Annotated in this window: 20 protein-coding genes; 4 read left to right on the top strand and 16 right to left on the bottom strand. The window is 66.2% G+C overall.

Features of this window, described 5'->3' with window-relative positions; translation table 11 throughout:
* Nucleotides 1-600 precede the first annotated feature (600 nt).
* Complete coding sequence (locus ACWEQQ_RS06125; RefSeq protein ID WP_452340322.1) at nt 601-972, bottom strand: nuclear transport factor 2 family protein; 372 nt, start codon at nt 970-972, stop codon at nt 601-603.
* A 275-nt stretch (nt 973-1,247) separates the two neighbouring features.
* On the opposite strand from ACWEQQ_RS06125, the gene ACWEQQ_RS06120 reads away from it, so the two are divergent.
* Together ACWEQQ_RS06120 and ACWEQQ_RS06115 are read left to right on the top strand one after the other, a co-directional pair.
* Nucleotides 1,248-1,589: a hypothetical protein gene (locus ACWEQQ_RS06120; RefSeq protein ID WP_452347391.1), complete on the top strand. Its 342-nt coding sequence runs from the start codon at nt 1,248-1,250 to the stop codon at nt 1,587-1,589.
* 294 nt (nt 1,590-1,883) lie between these two features.
* Entirely contained in the window at nt 1,884-2,129 is a 246-nt protein-coding gene (locus ACWEQQ_RS06115; RefSeq protein WP_452347390.1) for a transposase, read from the top strand.
* 353 nt (nt 2,130-2,482) lie between these two features.
* Here the strand turns inward: ACWEQQ_RS06115 and ACWEQQ_RS06110 are convergent, their stop codons facing one another.
* A complete protein-coding gene (locus ACWEQQ_RS06110) occupies nt 2,483-4,192 on the bottom strand; it encodes a 3-ketosteroid-delta-1-dehydrogenase (protein ID WP_452347389.1) in 1,710 nt (569 codons plus the stop codon).
* 188 nt (nt 4,193-4,380) lie between these two features.
* Here ACWEQQ_RS06110 and ACWEQQ_RS06105 point away from each other — a divergent pair, with 188 nt between their 5' ends.
* Nucleotides 4,381-4,872 carry a nuclear transport factor 2 family protein gene (locus ACWEQQ_RS06105; RefSeq protein WP_452340325.1) on the top strand — a complete coding sequence of 164 codons (492 nt, stop codon included), beginning with the start codon at nt 4,381-4,383 and terminating at the stop codon, nt 4,870-4,872.
* 89 nt (nt 4,873-4,961) lie between these two features.
* On the opposite strand, the gene ACWEQQ_RS06100 is transcribed toward ACWEQQ_RS06105, so the two are convergent.
* The 11 genes from ACWEQQ_RS06100 to ACWEQQ_RS06050 form a co-directional block, all read right to left on the bottom strand.
* Entirely contained in the window at nt 4,962-5,222 is a 261-nt protein-coding gene (locus tag ACWEQQ_RS06100; protein ID WP_452340326.1) for a hypothetical protein, read from the bottom strand.
* Entirely contained in the window at nt 5,219-5,773 is a 555-nt protein-coding gene (locus ACWEQQ_RS06095; RefSeq protein WP_452340327.1) for a flavin reductase family protein, read from the bottom strand. The genes ACWEQQ_RS06100 and ACWEQQ_RS06095 overlap by 4 nt, the downstream gene beginning before the upstream one ends.
* Nucleotides 5,770-7,734 (bottom strand): flavin-containing monooxygenase, encoded by a 1,965-nt coding sequence (locus ACWEQQ_RS06090; protein WP_452347388.1) that lies wholly within the window; start codon nt 7,732-7,734, stop codon nt 5,770-5,772. The genes ACWEQQ_RS06095 and ACWEQQ_RS06090 overlap by 4 nt, the downstream gene beginning before the upstream one ends.
* Nucleotides 7,731-8,615: an SDR family NAD(P)-dependent oxidoreductase gene (locus tag ACWEQQ_RS06085; RefSeq protein WP_452340329.1), complete on the bottom strand. Its 885-nt coding sequence runs from the start codon at nt 8,613-8,615 to the stop codon at nt 7,731-7,733. Before ACWEQQ_RS06085 ends, ACWEQQ_RS06090 begins: the two co-directional genes overlap by 4 nt.
* Nucleotides 8,615-9,508, bottom strand: coding sequence for an SDR family NAD(P)-dependent oxidoreductase (locus tag ACWEQQ_RS06080; protein WP_452340330.1), 894 nt, complete (start codon nt 9,506-9,508; stop codon nt 8,615-8,617). Before ACWEQQ_RS06080 ends, ACWEQQ_RS06085 begins: the two co-directional genes overlap by 1 nt.
* Nucleotides 9,509-9,588: 80 nt before the next feature.
* Nucleotides 9,589-10,554 (bottom strand): alpha/beta hydrolase, encoded by a 966-nt coding sequence (locus ACWEQQ_RS06075; protein ID WP_452347387.1) that lies wholly within the window; start codon nt 10,552-10,554, stop codon nt 9,589-9,591.
* A gap of 5 nt (nt 10,555-10,559) precedes the next feature.
* Nucleotides 10,560-12,197, bottom strand: a complete 1,638-nt coding sequence (locus ACWEQQ_RS06070) for a flavin-containing monooxygenase (protein ID WP_452340332.1) — start codon at nt 12,195-12,197, stop codon at nt 10,560-10,562.
* Nucleotides 12,198-12,267: 70 nt separating this feature from the next.
* Entirely contained in the window at nt 12,268-13,218 is a 951-nt protein-coding gene (locus ACWEQQ_RS06065; RefSeq protein WP_452347386.1) for a VOC family protein, read from the bottom strand.
* Nucleotides 13,219-13,245: 27 nt separating this feature from the next.
* Complete coding sequence (locus tag ACWEQQ_RS06060; protein ID WP_452347385.1) at nt 13,246-14,430, bottom strand: acyl-CoA dehydrogenase family protein; 1,185 nt, start codon at nt 14,428-14,430, stop codon at nt 13,246-13,248.
* Nucleotides 14,431-14,470: 40 nt separating this feature from the next.
* Nucleotides 14,471-15,667, bottom strand: a complete 1,197-nt coding sequence (locus tag ACWEQQ_RS06055; protein ID WP_452347384.1) for a Rieske 2Fe-2S domain-containing protein — start codon at nt 15,665-15,667, stop codon at nt 14,471-14,473.
* A gap of 141 nt (nt 15,668-15,808) precedes the next feature.
* On the bottom strand, nt 15,809-16,882 hold the full coding sequence (locus ACWEQQ_RS06050; RefSeq protein ID WP_452347383.1) for a 2Fe-2S iron-sulfur cluster-binding protein: 1,074 nt from the start codon (nt 16,880-16,882) through the stop codon (nt 15,809-15,811).
* 235 nt (nt 16,883-17,117) lie between these two features.
* Between ACWEQQ_RS06050 and ACWEQQ_RS06045 the strand changes: the two genes are divergently transcribed.
* Nucleotides 17,118-17,921 carry an IclR family transcriptional regulator gene (locus ACWEQQ_RS06045; protein ID WP_452340337.1) on the top strand — a complete coding sequence of 268 codons (804 nt, stop codon included), beginning with the start codon at nt 17,118-17,120 and terminating at the stop codon, nt 17,919-17,921.
* Between the two features lie 43 nt (nt 17,922-17,964).
* On the opposite strand, the gene ACWEQQ_RS06040 is transcribed toward ACWEQQ_RS06045, so the two are convergent.
* From ACWEQQ_RS06040 to ACWEQQ_RS06030, 3 genes are all read right to left on the bottom strand, one after another.
* The gene (locus tag ACWEQQ_RS06040; RefSeq protein WP_452347382.1) at nt 17,965-19,524 is read right to left on the bottom strand and encodes an FAD-dependent oxidoreductase; all 1,560 of its coding nucleotides are present in this window, start codon (nt 19,522-19,524) and stop codon (nt 17,965-17,967) included.
* Nucleotides 19,525-19,623: 99 nt separating this feature from the next.
* Nucleotides 19,624-20,022 (bottom strand): VOC family protein, encoded by a 399-nt coding sequence (locus ACWEQQ_RS06035; protein WP_452347381.1) that lies wholly within the window; start codon nt 20,020-20,022, stop codon nt 19,624-19,626.
* Nucleotides 20,019-20,777 (bottom strand): SDR family NAD(P)-dependent oxidoreductase, encoded by a 759-nt coding sequence (locus ACWEQQ_RS06030; protein WP_452347380.1) that lies wholly within the window; start codon nt 20,775-20,777, stop codon nt 20,019-20,021. Before ACWEQQ_RS06030 ends, ACWEQQ_RS06035 begins: the two co-directional genes overlap by 4 nt.
* Nucleotides 20,778-20,825: the final 48 nt, after the last annotated feature.

Raw genomic sequence — 20,825 nt, 5'->3', positions numbered from 1 at the left:
GGGAGGCTCACCTGATCCGTGCTCGGCTCGATCATCCCGTACTACACAGCTGGCTCGGCCGTTTGCCTGCACGTGCGCGCGGTCGGGCCGCCAACGTGGCCATCGCCCGGTGCCGGGAGTCGGGGGTCGTCACCGGTGACGCAGAGTGCATGCGCACAGCAGCCCAGGGGCAGGCTCGCTCCACACCTGCCAGGCCGCCCCCGCGGGCATACCGACACCCCGAGCCCTCGATTGTGCAACACCATCTACTGCTGTTGGAGGGCAATAGGTTTCACTTGATCGGGCCGCCGCACATCGATCAGAACCGGGCGACTGGATCGGGATAGCGACCGAGCCGGAAATTGGGGCATGCGGGCGCACATACCGCCATATCAGAGCTGAGTTACGAGAACACCAGGTACGAGTCGTCAACTGACGCGGGTGTTCGTCACTATCACGAGGCGCACGACGGGCGGTCCGAAGCTGCGACCACGCAGACACAAACGGCCGCTTCGCGGATCTGGCCCGGATACTCCTCGCCCACCGAATCCATTGTCGGGGATCGCTCTTCGACGAAGTGGCGGCGCGCTGTCTGAGACCGGGCCGTTGCCAGCTGGGATCTCAATCGGCGCGTACGTCCTCGGCGGACCAGAACGCATGCATGCTTGTGATTCGCGCTTCGTCGTCCAATGTCATGACATTGATCGGTTCGATCGTGATGGCCCGATCCACGGTTTCGGTCACAACGCGGAACGAGAATGCCGCGGACTCTCCCGCTACCCGCACCGTGTGAAGTTCGGTCGAGGTGCGTACCGAATCCAGCGCGGCATAGAACTGCTCGATCGCCGCGCGCCCGATCCGCGGCTGTGCGCCGACTGGGTCTTCGAGGGTCGCCTCGTCGCTGAATAACGCCGCGATCTCGGCCGACGTTCCGGATCCGATCAACTCGACGTACCGGTGAACGGTGGAACGGATCTGATCGGCAGTAGCCATCGGTTTCTCTCCTGGATTCGATAGGAACGTCCGTACGAAACCATTGCGCGGGTACTTGATGTGCGCGCATTCCCGGCCAATGGGATCACGTCGAGGTTCGGAACCACGTCAGCTCTCGGCCTCTGTGGATGCCGCGTCCACCGCGGCGTGCATCGAACGCTCTATGGGGCCGACATCGGCTCGCTCCGCGCTGCCGCGCTGCTCTCAGTTTATCGAATCCATCTGTGCGGCAGCATGTTCCGGCGAATTGCCGATCGTCGACGACGTGACCTCAAGTGGCCCGAGCGCAGGTCCAGGGCACCGAACATGTGCCGGACACCCTGGGTTCGGTGGTAGGTCGCCCGCAGCCGGCGCGGCCGACGGGCGGTGAACCAGCCTCGGCCGCTGCGGGGTTGGAGGTTCAGCGGGCCGAACTCGTCCACGCCGATCACCCGGCCGTCGGCGGGCGGGTTGTCGTAAAGATCGAGGATCCGGGCCATCTTGGCCTGAAAGTCCGGGTCATTGCTCGCTTTCCAGGCTTTCGTGGCCTGCCACTACACTCCACCGGTTTTGAGGATCTGTCGGACGGTTTCGTAGCTGATGTCGGCAATACCGTTGATACGCAACACGTCCACTAATTTCGACAGACTCCACGTCGCGAACGGCCACCCCAGGTCACGGGGGGCAGCACCGGGCGATCCGACAGATCCGATCACGCGTCGCCTGATCGGTCTTCGCCGGCCTGCCCCCGCTCCATTTTGGACACTGTTGGCGAATTCGGTTGAGCCGGAGTTGGTTCGGCATGATCGACGTTGGGTGATCGTGCATGGTGTTGATGGAGGTTGGGTGTCTTTGCGCCCGCGCAGGTGGGATGTGGTTCCGGTGGAGACGGTGCGGGTTGCCAGGATGGTGTTCCCCGAGGGTGTCTGGCGATGCGGCTGCGGGACGTACTGGGACCGATCTTTACTGATTCGGAGTTCGCTGCGGCGTTCTCGTGTCGCGGCCAGCCCGCGATGTCGCCAGCGTTGCTGGCACTGGTATCGGTGCTGCAGTTCGCCGAGGCGCTCACCGATCATCAAGCCGCACAGGCGGTTCGGGCTCGGATCGACTGGAAGTATACGTTGGGCCTGGGCGATTCCGACACCTGCATCAGCTTCGCGATGAGCCCGACCGGCTGATGCTGCGCTGAAGCCATCACCACCGCACCCCGCCGCATCCGGATCGGTTGCTTGCTGCGTCGCGCGATCTGGGCCAGTTTGCGGCCCTCGTCCGGGGTCACGCTCTGACGAACACATCCGGCTTGCGAGCCACCGGCATCACCTCCACCGGCAGGATCACCGTTCACCCGCCGAGAATCAACCCGCCACCCGGGCAGCGGTTCCAGCATCTCTCGGACGCGGCACTAGCCACGAGCTACCCGTACGCGAAACCCTTTCGTAACCAACGCATTCGGTGCCATCGAAGGGGTTTCCGCCGACTCGGATGATCGCCGGGCTGCATTGTTCCGCACAAGCTTACGCAGTCGAAGCGACTACACCGACTCGGGCTCTGTCCGGGCCGCCGCGTGCCGTGCGGCGATGTAACCGAAGACCAGTGCCTGGCCGATGGTGGCGCCCGCGCCCGGGTAGGTCGCACCGAAAGCATTCGCCGCGGTGTTGCCGATCGCGTAGAGCCCCTCGATGACGCTGCCGTCCTCACGCAACACGCGCGCGTCCCGATCGGCGACGAGACCGCCGCAGGTGCCCAGGTCGCTGAGGATCATCTTGACCGCGTAGAACGGCGCTTTGCGCAGCGGCGCCAGGTTCGGGTTCGGGGTCACCGTCGGGTCGCCGTAGTAACGGTCGTAGGCACTGTCGCCGCGCGAGAACTCCGGATCGTTCCCGGTTTCCGCGTAGTGGTTGAGGTTGTCGAAGGTCTCGGTGAAGGCGTCCTCGGGTACGCCCATCGCCCGCGCCAGGGCGGCGGGGCTGTCGGCGCGATGGGCGATGCCCGCCTCGAACCATGCCGACGGCAATGGCTGGCGAGGGAAGTACTGCCCGGCGAGGATGTAGTTGTTGCGGTAGCGCTGGTCGAACACGAGCCACATCTGCTCGACCGGGTCGCCGCCGCGCTCCCGCTCCAGCAGCGCCTGACCGAACGACATGTAGTCCATGGCCTCGTTGATGAATCGCCGACCGGTCTGATCGACCACGAACGAGCCCGGCAACGAGCGTTCCGCGAGCATCACCGCCGGGGCCGCGCCGGGCAGCGGAGCGAAGGCGGGGAACCACCATGCCTGATCCATCAGCGCGGTACCGGCGCCCAGTTCCTGTGCGGCGGTGATGGCCTCACCGGTGTTGCCCTCGGCGCCGAGGCTGGCATCGTCGTCCAGGCGCGGGGACTGGAACTTGTGGCGGGCCGCCATATCGTGGTCGAAACCACCAGCCGCGAGCACAACGCCGTGGCGCACGGTGACGGTGATCTCACGTTCGGCCTGGCGCAGCACCGCACCCGTGACGCGGTCGCCTTCGTGGACGAGGCGGACCAGGCTGGTCTCGGTCCACACCGGGATTCCGGACCGCAGCACGCCCGCGAACATGCCTGCCGCGAGCGCCTGGCCGCCGGCCACGTATTCGCGGCCGATCACCATGCCGCCGATGCCCAGCGCGGCGCGGCGCAGTATGCGCGACAACGCCTTCAGCGGCTTGCGCGCGACCAGGTTCATCCACTTGTAGTCGGCACCGGTGACCGGCATCGGCACCGGCGCTTCGAGCACGCCCGGCCGCAGCCGCGGACGTTGCACACCCAGCACCGAGGCATCGAACGGGCGGCACTCACAGGTCCGGCCTTCGGCGCGACCGCCCGGTTCCTCCGGGTGGTAGTCGGAATAGCCACGCGCCCAGAAGAATCGCATCGGCGTGGTCCGCTCCAGCATCGCCACCGCCTCGGCGCCGGCCTCGAGGAACGCCTCGCCGCGCTCGGCCGGAGCCGAATCTCCCACCACCGACTTGATGTAGGTACCCGCCTCGGCGAGCGCCGCCGATCCGGTATCGGGCAGGGTGGAGTTTCCCGGAATCCAGAACGCGCCACCGGAGCGTGCGGTCGATCCGCCGACGTAGGCGGTCTTCTCCACGATGACCGTCGACAATCCCAGCTCGTGCGCCGCCAACGCCGCGGCCATGCCGCTACCTGAGCCGATCACGAGGAGATCGACGGTCGATTCGTGGGCGTGCGTGAGCGGGGGCATCGGCTTCTTCGCCATGATCGGTAACTCCACTCTCCAAGATGCGATGGATTGCACAAACCTAGATTCGAGGCGGCAGCCACGGAGTCCGGCCTTCCATTGAGCGGGACGGTTCCGCGAATCCCACTGTGCGGAAAAGGCTTTCACCGTGTCCACGCGGATCTGATTAACGTCCGGGTATGAGTAGCACATGGAGCAGAGCCGAATTGGAGTCGGCCTTCCAGAACTGGCGTTCGACGGTGGCCCGAGCCGCGTCGGGTGCGGGCAGTTGGCGGGAATTCGTCGACCTCTTCACCCCCGATGCCGAATACCACGAGCAGATGGTCGGAGTATTGAAAGGGCGTGACGCGATCTGGGCCTGGGCCGAGCCGACCCTTGCCCGCTTTCCCGGCTCCGCGATGACGTCATTCCCCGACTACTGGCACTTGATCGACGACGTCAACGGCGTCATCGTGGTGAAGCTGAACAACCTGCTGCGCGATCCGGGCGACGGCTCTCAGATGGGTGCCGACAACATCAGCATCCTCACTTACGCCGGTGAGGGAAAATTCTCCAAAGAAGAGGACATCTACGATCCGGCCGAATTCGTCGGGCTCATCCAGCGATGGTGTCGGCGCGCCAAGGAACTGGGGATGCTGAGCCCGGCCGAACTCGAATGGTGCGCTCAAGCAATACCATCCGAAGAAACGGCCTCCTGAGCTCCGAGCCGACAACCGACGAGACCGTGCGTTCTCGACGCACGGTCTCGTCGGCCCCACCCGTCGACCGATCGCCGCGCCCGGGTCATTCAATGCAGGCGCGGGATGTCGTCGCCGACCGGGAGCTCGATCCGCGATTCGAGCACCGCCCGTTCGAGCACCGCCCGGTCGATCCGGCGGCGCAGCACGTCACAGCCGCGCTCCTGATGTCCCACACCACGATTCGCGCTCGCGATCACCGGACACCTACCGGCGTCGCCGACCCACTGCACCGAGGTGTGGGCCGCGCTGAACTTCTCGATCAGCACCCGTTGGCCGCACTGGTCGCAGTCGAGCGGTCGCATCGTCATCGCGTGGACGTCCCCGGGTTCGAGCCCACGTCACCGTATCGGCCGCGGAAGAAGATCAGCGGCGCCAGATCGGTCGCGTACAGATGGCGGACCCGCGAGACCACTATGGTGTGGTCGCCCGCGGGGTGTTCGGCCTCCAGCTCCGCCTCGATCCAGGCCAGACCCTCGGCCAGGATCGGAGCGCCCGCCGGCGACGGCTGCCAATCGATGCCCTCGAACTTGTCCGTCCCGCGAGCCGCGAACTGTCGGCACACGGACTCCTGGTTCTCGGACAGGATGTTGACCGTGTAGCGCCCCGCCGCACGAACCCGCGGCCACGAGGAACTGGTCGCCGCCACACAGAACGCGATCAGCGGCGGATCCAACGACACCGAGGTGAACGAGTTGGCGGCCAAGCCGGTCGGCGCCGCCGACTCCGGGTCGATTCCGGTGATCGCCACGACGCCGGTAGCGAAGTGTCCCAGGACGGCTCGCATCATGACCGGATCGACTTCCGGCGGGCTCGCGTCGACCGAACGCGGGGGTGCGTCGGGTATCGGATTCGCGGTCATGACAAAGCCTTTCGAAGCGGCAGGAAGGTCAGATCCTCGGGATGGGGTGCGCGCAGCATCGTCCAGTAGTCGACCAGCCGCCACGGGCACGGTACGACCGCACGGCCCTCGGAATTGCGGTAGTACCCGTTGACCTGCGCACCGGGATGCACCCACACGGTCTCGTCGAGCGCCTCGTCGACGCGCTCGTTGTACTCGACCAATGCCCGCTGTTCGACGTCCATCGCGGCATGGTCGTGCTCGAGCAGGTACTGCAGGCACTCGATGATGTAGTGGACCTGTTCCTCACCGGTGATGTTGTGTCCCGCACCGTGATTCGGTGCGGAGTTCGGTCCGGCGGTGATGAACAGATTCGGGAAGCCGGACACCTGCACCCCGAGATAGGCGCGCGGATCCTCACCGCCCTTCCACACCTGCGCCAGCGTGTCGCCGTCACGGCCGGTGATGTCGATGGCGGTGGTGAACTGGAGTTTGAATCCGGTGGCCAGGATGATCACGTCGGCGGGGATGAACGTTCCCTCTGTGGTGACCACGCCGTCGGGGGTGATCCGCTCGAACGACGCCCGGTGCAGGGTCACGTGCTCGCGGTTGAGCGCCTTGAAGAAGCCCGGGTCCTTGACAATTCGCTTGGCGTAGGGCCGGAAGTCCGGGGTCAGCTTCTCGACCAGATCGGGCCGATCCGGGAAGCTGGCGCGCAGGTATTCCTGTGCGGTGCGCAACGCCATGTCGTTGGCCGGCGACGCCGAGAGGTGGGTGGCCGCCCACTCTTTGTCGATACGCGGCATCGGGTACAGGTTGTCGGAGGCGAACCAGTAGGTGCGCAGCCGGAACCATTTGTCGTAGAAGGGCAGATTGGCCATCGCCCACTTCTCACCGGCCGGGACGTCACCGCCGACCGCCTTCTCCGGCACCAGCCAGTGCGGGCTGCGGACGACCACGTCGAGCGCTTCCACCTCCTCGACGATGCTGGCCACGACCTGCACCGACGTGCAACCGGTGCCCAAGACCACGACGCGCTTGCCGTGCAGGTCGATGCCGGTGTCCCACTCGGCGGTGTGCACGAGCGTCCCGCCGAAGGTGTCCATTCCCGGCACGTCGGGTTTGTTGGGGGCGTTGAGCATTCCCAACGCGGTGATCACGGCACGGGCCCGCTGCCGGGTGAGCGTGCCGTCACCCCCCTCGGTCACGACCTCCCACAGGTTCTCCTCCGCCAGCCAGGTGGCCGAACGCACACGAGTGCCGAACCGGATGTGCTCACGCAGTCGGTATTTGTCCACGACGCCGAGCAGATAGTCCTGATACTCGGGTCCGGTCGGATAATACCGCGACCAGTTCGGATTGAGCTCGAAGGAATACGAGTAGTAGTGGCTCGGGGTGTCCACCGCCGCGCCGGGATAGGTGTTGGCCTGCCAGGTGCCGCCGATGTCGTCGCGTTCCTCGAAGATGGTGAACCGGAAACCGGCCTCCCCCAGCTTGATTCCGGCGTTGATGCCGACGATGCCGGCGCCGATGACGACGACTTCGAAGTCGGCCGGGGGCGCCACCGTCACCGGGACGTGACGCTGATCCTTGATGAACCCGGCTTGTTCCAGCAGCAGGGGGACGAATTCGGCGTCCACCCGCTGCGCGGTGCAGATCATCGTCATCCGCTGGAACAGCTCGTCGTCCGGAACCCACAGGGCGGCAGTCGAATCCGCAGTCAGGATCTCTCGCGCGCGGGCGCGGACATCCGCGGCGACGTCATCGGGGTAGGTGCCCGGCGGGACGGTGGGCCGAATGCCGGTGCGGTAATGGCTGCCGGGTTCCTCGATGGTCAGCCGCGGGCCGAACTCGTCGAGCAGCCCGAGATCACCGGTCACGTGCACCAGCGACATCAGCAGCGGAGCCGCCTCGCACTCCTCGATCGCCTGGTGCAGTGCGGCCTGCCGATCGGAGACGTCGGCGATGACGGTGTCGGTCATGATTTGCCTTCCGGGAGCGGCACGCCCATGCGGGCGAGCATGTCTCGTGGATTGGAGGGTGGAGTGAGGTTCAGCAGCTGTTCCCCGCGCTGCACCGCCGAGGCGATGCATGCCTCGTCGTCGGACCACACCCAGAACTCGCCGCGAGCGATCTGTTCGATCATGTGCTCGGCGGCCACCAGCGGGTCGAGGCCCTTCTCGACGTTGTCGCGCTGCATCGCGGCGAAGACGGCATTGGCGGTCGGATCGGCGGTGGGCGCCTCCCGCTGGGCGGCGAGGAAGATCTCGCTGCGAATCGAACTGGGCACCACCGCACTGACTTGGATCGGGGCTGCGATGATCGACAGATCCTGATGCAGGCATTCCGTCATCGCCTGCACCGCGAATTTGCTGACGATGTAAGGGGATTGGACCGCGACGGTATTGAGTCCACCCACCGAGGACAGATTGGCGATACAAGCGGGGGAACCCGTCCGAATCATCCTGGGCACGAACGACTTCAAGCTGTAGAAGACACCGTCGACATTGATCTGCATCAACCGTCGCCACCGGGCCGGGTCGATCTCCCACAGCAGACCGGCCGACTCGACACCCGCGTTGTTGATGAGCAACTCGACGCTGCCGTACCGGGCGAAGATGATCGCCGCCATCTCCTCGATGGCCGTCTCGTCGGCGACGTCGATCCCGTAGCCCTCGGCGCTGCCGCCTGCCGCGACGATCTCGCTCGCCACCCCCGACGCGCGCTCGGCGTCGATGTCGGCGACGATCACCCGCATACCGAGCTCACCCAGATGCCGGGCCAGGCCGGCGCCGATTCCGGCGGCGGCGCCGGTGACGACCGCGGTGCCGTGGGAGAACCGCTCCCGCGCTGTGGCGCCCATCAGACCCCCTCCGGCAGGATGTTCGGATTCGCCCACGCGGGCGGCTCTCGCCGAGGCAGTTCAGCGCCACCGTCCAGCGACATCACGGGGGTCTTTGTCGCATAAGGGAAATGCAGGCTGAACGCCACGAGACCGGTCCGCTCGGCGGCGGGCAGCGCACACATCTCGAGCACGGTCTGCGCCAGATACTCCACCGGCTCGGTTTCGTAGCCTGCGGGCAGCAGCGCCGCGGCGCCGGGGGTCATGATGGCCGTGGACGGGCCGACGGCGTTGACCGCGATGCCGTCGTCGACGAGTTCGGCCGCCAGTCCCTGCGTGAACCGGTGGAGTGCGGCCTTTGCCGAGGCGTATACGACATCGCCGGAGGTCTTGTTGTACTCCCGGAACGGCCGAATCGGGTTCAGCCCGGTGGAGGATCCGATATTGACGATCCAGCCCGCACCTTGTTTGCGCATCACCGGGATCGCGGCGCGGCTGAGCACGAATGGCACCTCGAGGTAGTGCTGCACGGTCCGGTGGAACGTCGTGTCGCTCATCTCCGCGATCGAGCTGTAGTCGGCGAAACCGGCGTTGTTGACCAGGATGTCGAGCCCGCCGAGCTCTTCCACGACGCGGTCGACGAGCCCGGTGCGCTGTTCGCCGTCTTCCAGATCCGCCGGAATCGCCACTGCGCGGCCGCCCGCGGCCTCGATCAACTGCACGGTCTCGGCGAGCGAGCCGGCGATCAGGTGGGTCTCGCCGTCTCGCGTCGAGGGTCTCGGCTCGAGCGACCGAGCCGTCACGGCGACGGTCGCACCCTCCGCGGCCAGGCGCTGCGCGATGGCCCGCCCGATGCCCCGGCTACTGCCGGTGACCAGGGCTCTCTTACCTTCGAGTCGCTGTGTCTTGATCACTTTCTGCCTTCGCTGTGCCGGGTTCGCACCCGGATTCGATCGTCTGTCGCCGAATGGCCTTGTCCGGAGCGGACTTCCGCTCAATGGGAGGTCGAATCGGAGGCCGCGGCCGAGGCCAGCACGTCGTGCATCATCTGCCACAGCTTCTGGCGCGCCGGTTCGGTCAGCGACAGCTTCGGGAAGGTCAGAAAGCCGTGGAACAGACCGTCGAAGCGGTGCGCGGTGACCGCGACACCGGCTTCGGCGAGGCGTCGGGCGTAGTCCTCCCCTGCCACGCAGGGTGGATCGAGCTCTGCGGTCGCCACTACCGCGGCGGGGAGACCCGCAAGGGATTCGGCCCGGCTCGGGACCAGGTATGGATCGTCGGTTCCATTGGGCGCGTACTGTTTCCAATACCACTGCATGGCCGTGGTGTTGTTGTAGTAGCCCTCACCGTAGAGCCGGTAGGACTCGGTGCTGAGGTCATCGTCGATGACCGGGTAGAGCAGGACTTGCGCGGTGATGCGCGGGCCGCAGCGGTCGCGCGCCGCCAGCGAAACGGTGGCCGCGAGATTGCCGCCCGCGCTGTCGCCGGCCACCACGAGCCGGTTCGCGTCACCGCCGAATTCGGCGGCGTGTTCGGCGGCCCAACAGACCGCCGCGTACATGTCCTCCATGGCCGCGGGGCCGGGATGTTCGGGTGCGAGCCGATAGTCCACGGCGACTACGGCGACACCGACCGCGTCGGCCATCGACCGGCAGAATTCGTCGTGACTGTCCAAGTCGCAGAAGACGAAACCGCCTCCATGGGCGAACACCACCACCGGTAGTGGTGCGGACGTGTCGCTGTCGGGCACGTACAGTCGCACCGCGAGATCCCCGCCCGGCCCCGGGATCTTCCGGTCCTCGGCGCTCCGCATGGCGGGCAGTCGTGTCAGCGGAGCTCGCCGGGAAACGATGATCTGCCGCAATTCGGTGGGCTCATGCTGGGTGACATCGGGGAACACCTCCAGTGCCGACAGCATCGACTCGACATCGGGGTGCAGGTCGGAACGTCGTCCGGCCATGTCGATCACTTCCTCTGATTGGTGCGAGCCGACGTCGCCGTGCCGGTCAGGTCGAAGCCCTTGTAACCGGAGGCGGCGACCTCGGCGCAGATCCCGTTGTATTTGCCGAATCCACCGATGTAGGGCATGAAGACGCGTGGCTTACCGGGGATGTTCGCGCCCATGTACCAGGAATTCGCGGTCGGGAACAACGTGTGGGATGCGACCGTGTTGCAGGTGGCCACCCACTCGTCGACCGATTCCTCGGTGGCCTCGACCGTGGTGAATCCGTGCTCGTCGAGGTAATCGAGGCAGTCGCCGATCCAGTCGACGTGCTGCTCGGCCATCAACACCATGTTGGCCAGCACGCTGGGGCTGCCGGGACCGGCCAGGATGAACATGTTCGGGAACCCCGCCACGGCCAGGCCCAGGTAAGTACGCGGGCCGGCCGCCCACTCCTGACTCAGTTGGCGGCCGCCGCGGCCACGGATCTCGATCTGGGACAGCGAGCCGGTCATCGCGTCGAAACCGGTGGCGAAGATCAGGACGTCGAGGTCGTAGGACGCCTCCGTCGTGCGGACTCCGGTCTCGGTGATCTCGGTGATCGGGGTGCGACGCAGGTTCACCAGCGTCACGTTGTCGCGGTTGTAGGTCTGGAAGTAGCCGTCGTCGGTGACAATCCGCTTGGTTCCGATGGGGTGATCGTTAGGGATGAGCTGTTCGGCGACTTCGGGATCGCGCACCATCTCGCGGATCTTCGCCTCGACGTATTCGCGTGCGGTGTCGTTGGCATCCAGGCTGGTCGTCTGGTCCGGGAATGCCTTGGCGAACAGATATCCGCCGCGCTGCCACCACTCGTCGTAGATCCTGGTGCGTTCGGCGGCATCGACTTCGAGTGCGCCCTTGGGGTGGGGACTGTTCGGGGTGCCGCCGCCGCTGACGCGCGACAGCCGACGCCGCTCGGCGTAATCCGCCTTCACCTCGGCAATGAATTCGGGATCCAGCGGTCGGTTGCCGGCCGGAATCGAATAGTTCGGTGTCCGCTGGAAGACGTAGAGGTGCTCGGCGTGTTCGGCGATCACCGGCACCGCCTGGATGCCCGAGGAGCCGGTGCCAATCACGCCGATGCGCTTACCCGTGAAATCGACGGGTTCGTGCGGCCACTCGCCAGTGTGGTAGCTCGCACCGGCGAAGGTGTCGCGGCCCGGAATGTCCGGCTTGTTCGTGGCCGACAGCACGCCCGTCGCGAGAATGCAGTACCGCGCCGTGACCGTGCGACCGGTGTCGGTGGTAATGGTCCAACGCCGAGCCCGCTCGTCGTAGACCGTCGCGGTCACCCGGGTCAGGAAGTCATAGTCCGAGCGCAAGTCGTGCCGGTCGGCGACGTGTTCGAGATAGCGCAGGATCTCCGCTTGCGTAGCGAAACGCTCCGACCAGGTCCACTCCTGCTGCAGTTCGTCGTCGAAGGAGTAGGAGTAGTCGATACTCTCCACGTCGCAGCGTGCTCCCGGATACCGGTTGTGGTACCAGGTGCCGCCCACCCCTTCGGCGGATTCGAAACCGTGCACCCGCATCCCACGGCCACGCAGCTTGTGCACCGCGTAGAGCCCGGAGATCCCCGCCCCGACAACGACGGCGTCGAAATCGGTGTCCTGATTTGTCACAACATTCACTTCTTCCCTCGATGAGGCGAGCGGCTGAAACCACCCGGTTGATAGCGATGGTCTGAGGCCGTCACGCCCCGACGGTCCGCGCGTCCGGCTCGATCTGTTTCATCGATTGCGCTTGTTTCGCCTGCCGCGCCCACATCCACTCGTGGCCCCAGTAGCTGTCGGCAGTGATCTCCTCGGCGGTGTAGTACGCCTCGTCGACGAGCCTGCCGCCGGTTCCGTACTCGATGTCCCATCCGCCGGGGACCCGAACGTAGAAGGAGATCATCTTGTCGTTGGTGTGCCGGCCCAGCGTCGAGGACACCGGGAAATCGCGTGCCATCACCTGGTCGTAGGCGCGACCAACGGCGTCCAGCTCGTCGACCTCGACCATCACGTGGATCAGTCCCGGATCGCGGCCCTCGAGGCTGGGCATGATCGCCAGGCTGTGATGGCGCTGATTCACCCCGAGGAAGCGGATCCGCTGCGGCGGGGCATCGGGCGGCGACGGCATGCGGAACGCACCACGCGGCAAGAAGCCGAGGATCTCGGTGTAGAAGCCGTACGACTCGTCGAAATTGGTTGTCGGCATGACGACATGCCCTAGGCCCTGGGCTGCGGTCACGAACCGCTGGCCGTATCTGGTCAGCACCGGGCTGTGTTCGAGCACCGGCCCGTGAAAGAACTCCAACGGCGTGCCGCCGGGGTCCCGCATGCTGATTCCAGCCTCGACCTTGCGCTGATCGGCGAGCTCCGGCGGCATCGGCGTGTACTCGTATCCGGCGGCGTCGAGCGTCGCGGCCAGCTGCCGGAGTGCGGCACCGTCACGCACCTCCCAGCCGACCGCGCTGACCCGGTTCACGTCGGCGCGTTCGACGGTGATGCGGGCCGGTCGCTCGTCCATCCGGAAGTGCAGGGCGTCGTCCTCGACGCCGAAGCCCGGGGCGAAACCGAGTACCTCGAATCCGAGTTCGCGCCAGCGCTCGAGGTCGGTCGCCAAGATGCGGACGTAGCCGAGCCCCTTGATTTCGGTCATCGTGCTCGTGTTCCTTTCCGAGAAGCGTCAGATCATCACGCGCAGTGGACCCGGCGGCACCTCCACGCCCAACCCGGACATCGCCGCCGCGTGATAGACGGTGCTGCTTACATGGATGGCGTGGTGCAATCCGGCGTGCGCGTCACGCCAGAACCGTTGCAGCGGGTTGTCCATGCGCAGCGCGTTGCCGCCGGCACGGTCGAAGATCTCGTCGGCGGCGCGGACCGCTCGCCAGGCGACGCGAACCTGATCGCGGCGCACCCGCGACCGGGTCTCGAAGTCGATCTCCTCGCCACGGTCCACCAGGTCGAAGATCCGATCGACATTGGCGAGCAACTGCTGGCGAGCGGAGTCGATCTCCGACGCCGATTCGCCCAGGGCATGCAGGACGTAGGGGTCGTCCTTGATGAGAGTTCCGGCGGCGCCGACGCGGTCGCGCTGGTAGGCGATTCCGGCGGCCAGGACTCCTTCGCAGATGCCGATGGTCGCCGCGGTGATCCCGAGCGGGAACATGGTCGACCACGGCATCTTGTAGAGCGTCTCGGTAACCCCGTACTCCTTGGCCGCGGTGCCGTCGATCACCTTCGCCGAGTCCATCACCCGGTATGCCGGGATGAAGGCGTCCTTCACCCGGATGTCCTTGCTGCCGGTGCCGCGCAGTCCAACCACATCCCAGGAGTCCGGCACGATCTCGTAGTCGGACCGGGGCAGGATCACGTGCAGTCCTCGCGGCGGCATGACCGGTTTGCCGTCCTCGCCGCCGACCAGCGCGCCGAGGAAGATCCAGTCGCAGTGATCGGTGCCGGAGGAGAACTGCCAACGCCCGTTGAGTACATAGCCGCCGTCGCGGGGTACGGCGACGCCGCCGGGCATGTAGGGCGAGGCCTGCCAGGTGTCGTTGTCGGCGCCGAGCACCTCGTCCTGGACCTTCGGGTCGGCGAAGGCGAGCTGCCATGGATGGACGCCCACGATGCCGCCGACCCATCCAGCCGAACCGTAGATGCTCGCGGTCTTCATCACGGTTTCCGCGAATTCCCGTGGGTGGGCCTCGAATCCGCTGTACTTCTTGCGTTGCAGCAGCCGGATCAGCCCGGCATCCTTGAGGGCCTTGGCCATATCGTCGGGCAGCCGACCGAGCGACTCGCCTTCCTCGGCGCCGGCGCTGATCTGGTCGGCGAGGGCGACGATTTTGTCGAGCACTGCGTAAGACATCTGAGAACTCCTGGGGAAGTGGGAAATTTGGGGTCGGAGATCAGGAACCGGCGACGGCTTCCTCGCGGTTGACCGACAGATTGGGGGCGATGGCGCTACGCCCTTCGGCGAGGTTGGCGTCCACCTCGGCCTGCCAGTTCTGCAGGGCGCGTTCGGTATCGATCTCGAATTCGAACCGGTTGACCATTTCGGGCTTGATGTCCTCGACGTCGACGTAGAACTGCTCGTACCACCGGCGCAGCTGGTAGACGGGCCCGTCCTCCTCCGACAACAGCGGATTGTCGATGCGTGCCTTCTTCTTCCAGATCTGCACGTCCTGCTCGAAGCCGATCGACACGCCCTTGGCGATGGCGGCCGCGATCTGGTTCGCCGCCTCGTCGTCCATTCCGGCCGGCTTCTCCACCATCACGCCGTACTGCAACCGGAACGAGGTCGGCGTGATCGGATAGTGGCAATTGATCAGATAGATATTGGGTTCGCCCTCGCGATCACGACCCGCGCTCCACAGCTTGTCCACCATGTAGGACGGACCGTAATACGTTGCGTCCGACTGGCCTTCGGCACTGTAGTTGGTGTTCTGACTGACGCCGACAGCGTCCGCCCGGGGTCGCGACCGCATGAGCTGGTTCGCGGTGTGCCCTTCGAAGACATTGCGGAAATAGGTCGGCATGGAGTAGTGGACGTAGAAGAAATGGGCCATGTCGACGACGTTGTCGACGATCTCGCGGCAGTGCGAGTTCTCCACGTCCACGTGATTCCAGACCCAGTCGGTCCAGGACTCGTCACCGTAGGTCGGGATCTCCGGGATGGTGAGCTCGGCGGGCGGTTTACGCCCCTGCGGGTCGTTCCAGACGAACAGCTGTCCGCTGATCTCCATCGTCGGCCAGGCTTTGGTTCGCGCCAGCGGCGGCACCCGCCGCGCGTAGGGGATTCCCGCGCACTTGCCGTCGCCGCGCCAGCGCCAGTCGTGGAAGGGGCAGGCGATGTCGTTGCCCTTGATCGTTCCGTCGGCCAGGTTTCCACCCATGTGCGGGCAGAAAGCGTTGAGCACGTTGAGTTTTCCGTCCTCCCCGCGAAAGACGACGAGTTCGGTGCCGAACGCCGAGACCTGATGCGGCCGACCGTCGCCGAACTCGCGAACAAGGCCCAGGCAGTGCCAGCCGCGGGCGAATCGCGCAGGCGGAACACCGCTGTCGATGACGCGGATCTTCTCGTTGGCCTCGGTCGCGGAATTCACGATACCTCCTGGTCAGACGGCTGCTGATGAGCAGCCTTTCGCGATGGGATCAGCGTCGCAGCCGGATCAGGCGGTGTGACGTGAGTCTCCTGCTGAATGGGATGGTTTCGTTCCCGATATCGCGCCGACCTTGCCGCTGGATCAGTATTCGATCGAGATCTCATCGCTGACGGGCTGGGCCTGACAGGCCAGAATGTAACCCTCGGCAAGATCGTCCTCGGTCAGAATTTCGTTGCGCACCAAGTCGACTCGCCCTTGCGTGAGCGAACAGACGCAGGCGCTGCACGCGCCCTCCCGGCACGAGTAGGGCGCATCGACTCCGGCCGCGAGCAGTGCGTCGAGCAGAGTGCGCCCCGCGGTCCACGGCACCTCTCGCTCGGCGCCGTCGAGGGACACCCGTACCCGGCAGACGACCTCGCCCGCCTCCGTCTCCTGATCCGGCTGCGCGGCGAACGGATCGCTCTGCAAAGACAGGAACCGCTCCGCATGCACTCGCGCGGGCGAGAATCCGACCTCCGCGCACACTTCGGCGGCGAGGTCCATCAGCGGAGTCGGCCCGCACAGGTAGGCGCTGCGCCCGCACAGTGGGCGCAGCAGCATCGACAGCGACCGCCGGGTGGGATACCCCTGTACCGACTCCAGCACGTGGATCACCGAAAACCGTTCGGCGAAGCGGCTTTCCAGCTCACGCAGCCCAGCGGCGAAGATGACCGAATCCTGGTCGCGATTCGCGTAGATCAGCACGACGTCGCCCGTGCCGGCGAACAGAATCGATTTCGCGATCGACATCATCGGCGTGATTCCGCTGCCACCGGCCACCAGCACGACAGACTCGTCGAGGGAAGCGGGCACGAAGGCCCCGGCGGGCGGCAAGACGTCCAATTCGTCACCGACGTGGACGGTTTCGCACAGCCAGTTGGATCCGTGCCCGCCCTCTACCCGTTTGACGGTGAACTTCATGGCCGCATCGATATGCGGCGAACTCGACAGCGAATAGCAGCGCGCCGATCCCGATCCGATATCCGGCACCCGGACGGTGAGAAATTGCCCCGGCCGGTAGTCGGGGGTTACCGTCTTGTCGACAGCTTCGACGACGAACGACCGCGCATCGGCGGTCTCCTCGATCACCTCCGCTATCCGGACCCGGACGATACGGGAATTCGGCGAGGTCGCCGCCGTGCGGCCGTCCGGTTCTGCACTCGTTTGCGTCGACATCCGCACTCCTGGTTGTGATTCGACTTCGCCCTGATCAGCGGCGAGACCCCGGGAGGGTACGGTGCGGCGGCACGCTCGGCGGGGTGGCATTCCGTTCATCGGGAGGGTTCGGCGATGGAGGGTTCACCGTCGCGATGAAATGCCCTCCGCCTGCGACAAGGCTGTTTGAAATACGCAAGCACGTGGTAGTACCGTGGCTTGGATCACAGTGACGTGGTGCCTGGCGGGAGGTCTGGTGAGAACAACAAATACTGCCGGGGTGCCGGTCTCGGTCGTCGAGCGGATATCCCTCGTGCTCGAAACATTCAACGGCGTGGGCCCTCTGACCCTGGCGCAGGTGACCGCCCGGACCGGCCTTCCTCGGTCGTCGGCGCATCGACTGCTCGAACAGCTGACCGCCGCCGGTTGGCTCGCACGCTCACCCGAGCAGACCTATGAGCTCGGGGTGAAGGCCTACGAAATGGGCCAGGCCGCGCTGAACCAGAATCGGCTGCTTCAGGGCGCGCGCCCGGTGATGCAGGCCTTCGCGCAGCAAACCGGCCTCACCATCCAGTTGGGTGTGGTCGTGGACCACAGCGACACCGTATACCTGGCCAAGTTCAACGGCCGCGCGTCCGGGCCGACGCCGACCGCCGTCGGACAGCGGGTGCCCGCGCACCTGACGGCCGTCGGAAAGGCACAGCTGGCATGGATGCAGACGACCACGAATCCTGACGTGGTGCGTGGACTCCAGCACACCAGCGGCGGCGAGCTGGTCCAGCGCACCACACAGAGCATCGCCTCCGACGCCAGGCTCGAGGAGGATCTCGCGAACGTTCGCGACCGCGGCGCCGCGTTCGATCACGGTGAGTGCTTCGCCGGAATCGGTTGTGTCGGAGTATCTATCGGCCCGCCAACGCACATCTACGGCAACTGCGCCGGCATCTCGGTCTGCGCGCCGGTCACCGCACTGGACTACCGCAAGCTGGTGGGGCCGGTACGGGTGGCCGCCCGTGAAATCTGGGATCGCTGCGTAGCGGCCGACTTGGCGTCCCACTAGATCCCACAGAGCCCGGGCCGCACATCGCGGCCCGGGTCCAGATTCAGGAAGCCGCCGAGGCGGTGGCGATCCGCTCGGCCATGGCCGCGGCGGCGCGGTAGGCAATGACCATTCCGGATCCGAGCGGAACGCCCGGGCCCGGGTAGACCGGTCCGGCAACCGAGGCCGAGGAGTTGCCCGCGGCGTAGAGCCCCGCGATCACCGATCCGTCGGGTCGTTCGACGGCGCCGTCGCGATCGATGACTGCGCCGCCCTTGGTGCCGAGGTCGCCGAGGACGAGTCGTACGGCGTGGAAGCCGGAACCGCGCAATGGGCGCAGGCATGGCTCGGGCGATGTCGCACCGACGAAGAACCGGCCGAACGGGTCTTCGCCGCGACCGAAATCCTCGTCCTTCCCCTTCTCGGCAGATTCGTTGAAACGCAGCACCGATGCGGTCAACCGCTCCGCGTCCACACCGATCGCGTCGGCGAGCGTGGCAATGTCGTCGGCCGTGTGCCACAGCCCGGCGGTGGAGAGCTCCTCGCGGCTGGGCGCCGGCACGCAGATGGCGGGCAGCATGTCGCCGGGCTGATCGTCGAAGATGAACCAGAAGGAGTCGCCGTGGCCGAGGAGCATCTGCTCACGCATGGCCCGGCCCATCCGGTCGTAGGGCAGCATCTCGTTGGCGAAGCGCTGGCCGGTGGCGTCGACAATGATTCCGGCCCGCACACCGAGCGTGAACGCGGCATGCCCGTTGGGAAACAGCGTGGCCGGGCACCACCACGACTGATCCATCAGATCGACTGCGGCGCCGACAGATTCGGCCAGCGCGAGAGCATCGCCGGAGCCGGTGTCCGGGTGTGAGGAGCTCCAATCGGTCGGCATGTCCTGCCACTTGGCGCGCAGCTCCGGCGAACGCTCGAATCCGCCCGCGGCGAGCAGGACTCCCCCGCGCGCCTGGATGCGGGATCGGGTGCCGTCGAGCCCGGTGACGACGACACCGGTCACCCGCCCCTGGTCGTCCTGTGCCAGTTCGGTGACACGGGTCGACAGCTTCAAGTCGGCCACACCCGACGCGTCGAGTGCGAGGACCATGCGAGCGATCCAGGCTTGGCCGCCGTCGAGCACCGACCGGTCCATCTCCACCGCAAACTGGTCGGCCGGCACCATCGGCCGGATATCGTCGAGCCGGTCGCCGACCTCCGCGGCCTCGATCGACCGCGCGAAGATGCTGCGCCCGTTCGCACTTCGGCCCGGGGCGTCGTAGTAGTCCGGGAAGGGCCGGTGCTCGAGCGGGATGCCTGCCGTGTTCTCCAAGAATTCAGCCACGATCGGCCCGGTCTCCAGGTAGGCGCGCTGCAGCTCGGAGCTGGTGCGGTCGCCGACGAGGGCCGAGAAGTAGGTCAGTCCCTGCTCGACGGAATCGTCGACGCCCTGCCGGGCGAGCACATGGTTGCCCGGAAGCCACACGCTGCCACCGGAATACGCGGATGTCCCGCCGAAGCGGTCGGTCTTCTCGATCACACAGGTCGACAGGCCGCGGTGGGTGGCCGCAAGGGCTCCCGCGAGGGCGGCCCCACCCGAGCCCACCACTACGACGTCGTACGCACTATCCCAGGTCATCGCCGACTCACTCCATTCTCTGGTCCGGGCGTGAACGGCGTCACAGTAAGGGCCGGATGTCCCCTCCGAACCCGGCCCTCCCGCTCAATGGCAGCGTTGCTACACAGGTTCGGCGGGTGGGCCGACGACCTCGATCAGGTACCCGTCGGGATCGCGGACTGCGCCGATGGTGCGGCCTGCGTGCTGGGTGAGCACCGTCGCGGGCATCTCCTCGACGCCGCCGTTGGCGCACGCGCGGGCCAGCAAGCCCGCGACGTCGGAAGTGTTGAGCACCAATTTCACCAGCATGTTTCCGTGGTCCGGTGCGCTCTGGCCCGCTCGTGGCGCGAGCAGTTCGATGCCCGCGGTGCCGGCCCGGAGGATCACGACGTCGAATGCGTCGGTGGAGAATGCCCGTTCCTCGGCGAATCCACAGCCCTCGGTATAGAAAGCGGTGGCCACGGCCAGGTTGGAGACCCGTAAAGCGGTGAGCGACAACGTGATCGGCGACGTGCTCATCGTGTCTGCGATCCGCCGTTGAAGTCCAGCGTCTGCCCGGTCATTCCCCCGGCCTCGCTCGAGGCGAGATAGGCGCAGAATGCCCCGACTTCGATGGGGTCACCGAGGCGGCCGATCGGAATTCCGGCGATGAGTCGCTCGATCTGCTCCGGTGGCATCTTCTCGACGAGATTGGCCTGCAGGCCGAGCGCGACAATATTGGCGGTGACGCCGTACTGACCCGTCTCGGCGGCCAGGTGCCGGATGAAGCCTTCGATGCCGCTCTTGCCGGTCGCGTACATCGACACGTTGATGTTCTGCCCGGTGCGGGCGCTACCCGACGAGATCTGCACGACGCGACCCCAACCGGCGTCACACATCCCGTCGATCACCGCTTTGATGCAGTTCATCGCGCCGTAGATGTTGAGATCGATGGACGGCGGCCACTGCTCCGGAGCCAGTTCCCGAAACGGCTTCGCAACCCGGTCCTCGGCGACCCCCGCATTGTTGACCAGGATGTCGACGTGCCCGCCCAGCTCGGCTTCGGCCGAGCGCACGGCCTCCACGGTCGCCGCGTAGTCGGTGACGTCGAATGCCCGGACGATCGCCCTGTTGCCCTCGTCTGCAATGGCCGCCGCCACCCGCTCCGCACGATCGGCGTGCAGATCGTTGACGATGACGGTCGCCCCCTGCCGAGCGAGCACGGTGGCGATTCCCTCCCCCACGCTCTGCCCCGCACCGCTGACCAGGGCGATTCGCCCATCCAACTCGAACACGAGAGTTCACCTTTCGTCGATTCCGCCATCACTACCGGGGATGGCGTC

The organism is Nocardia sp. NPDC004123, assembly GCF_053603795.1.
Note: the sequence above shows the minus strand (reverse complement) of the source record. Positions and strands in the feature narration are given on the sequence as shown.

Bases quoted from the DNA above. Each gene is read 5' to 3' on its own strand.
- ACWEQQ_RS06065 (WP_452347386.1), bottom strand. From the start codon at position 13,218: ATGACCGAAATCAAGGGGCTCGGCTACGTCCGCATCTTGGCGACCGAC.
- ACWEQQ_RS06100 (WP_452340326.1), bottom strand. From the start codon at position 5,222: ATGACGATGCGACCGCTCGACTGCGACCAGTGCGGCCAACGGGTGCTG.
- ACWEQQ_RS06085 (WP_452340329.1), bottom strand. From the start codon at position 8,615: ATGGGCGCCACAGCGCGGGAGCGGTTCTCCCACGGCACCGCGGTCGTC.
- ACWEQQ_RS06095 (WP_452340327.1), bottom strand. From the start codon at position 5,773: ATGACCGCGAATCCGATACCCGACGCACCCCCGCGTTCGGTCGACGCG.
- ACWEQQ_RS06075 (WP_452347387.1), bottom strand. From the start codon at position 10,554: ATGGCCGGACGACGTTCCGACCTGCACCCCGATGTCGAGTCGATGCTG.
- ACWEQQ_RS06125 (WP_452340322.1), bottom strand. From the start codon at position 972: ATGGCTACTGCCGATCAGATCCGTTCCACCGTTCACCGGTACGTCGAG.
- ACWEQQ_RS06110 (WP_452347389.1), bottom strand. From the start codon at position 4,192: ATGGCGAAGAAGCCGATGCCCCCGCTCACGCACGCCCACGAATCGACC.
- ACWEQQ_RS06090 (WP_452347388.1), bottom strand. From the start codon at position 7,734: ATGACCGACACCGTCATCGCCGACGTCTCCGATCGGCAGGCCGCACTG.
- ACWEQQ_RS06035 (WP_452347381.1), bottom strand. From the start codon at position 20,022: ATGAGCACGTCGCCGATCACGTTGTCGCTCACCGCTTTACGGGTCTCC.
- ACWEQQ_RS06115 (WP_452347390.1), top strand. From the start codon at position 1,884: ATGCGGCTGCGGGACGTACTGGGACCGATCTTTACTGATTCGGAGTTC.
- ACWEQQ_RS06060 (WP_452347385.1), bottom strand. From the start codon at position 14,430: ATGTCTTACGCAGTGCTCGACAAAATCGTCGCCCTCGCCGACCAGATC.
- ACWEQQ_RS06050 (WP_452347383.1), bottom strand. From the start codon at position 16,882: ATGTCGACGCAAACGAGTGCAGAACCGGACGGCCGCACGGCGGCGACC.
- ACWEQQ_RS06040 (WP_452347382.1), bottom strand. From the start codon at position 19,524: ATGACCTGGGATAGTGCGTACGACGTCGTAGTGGTGGGCTCGGGTGGG.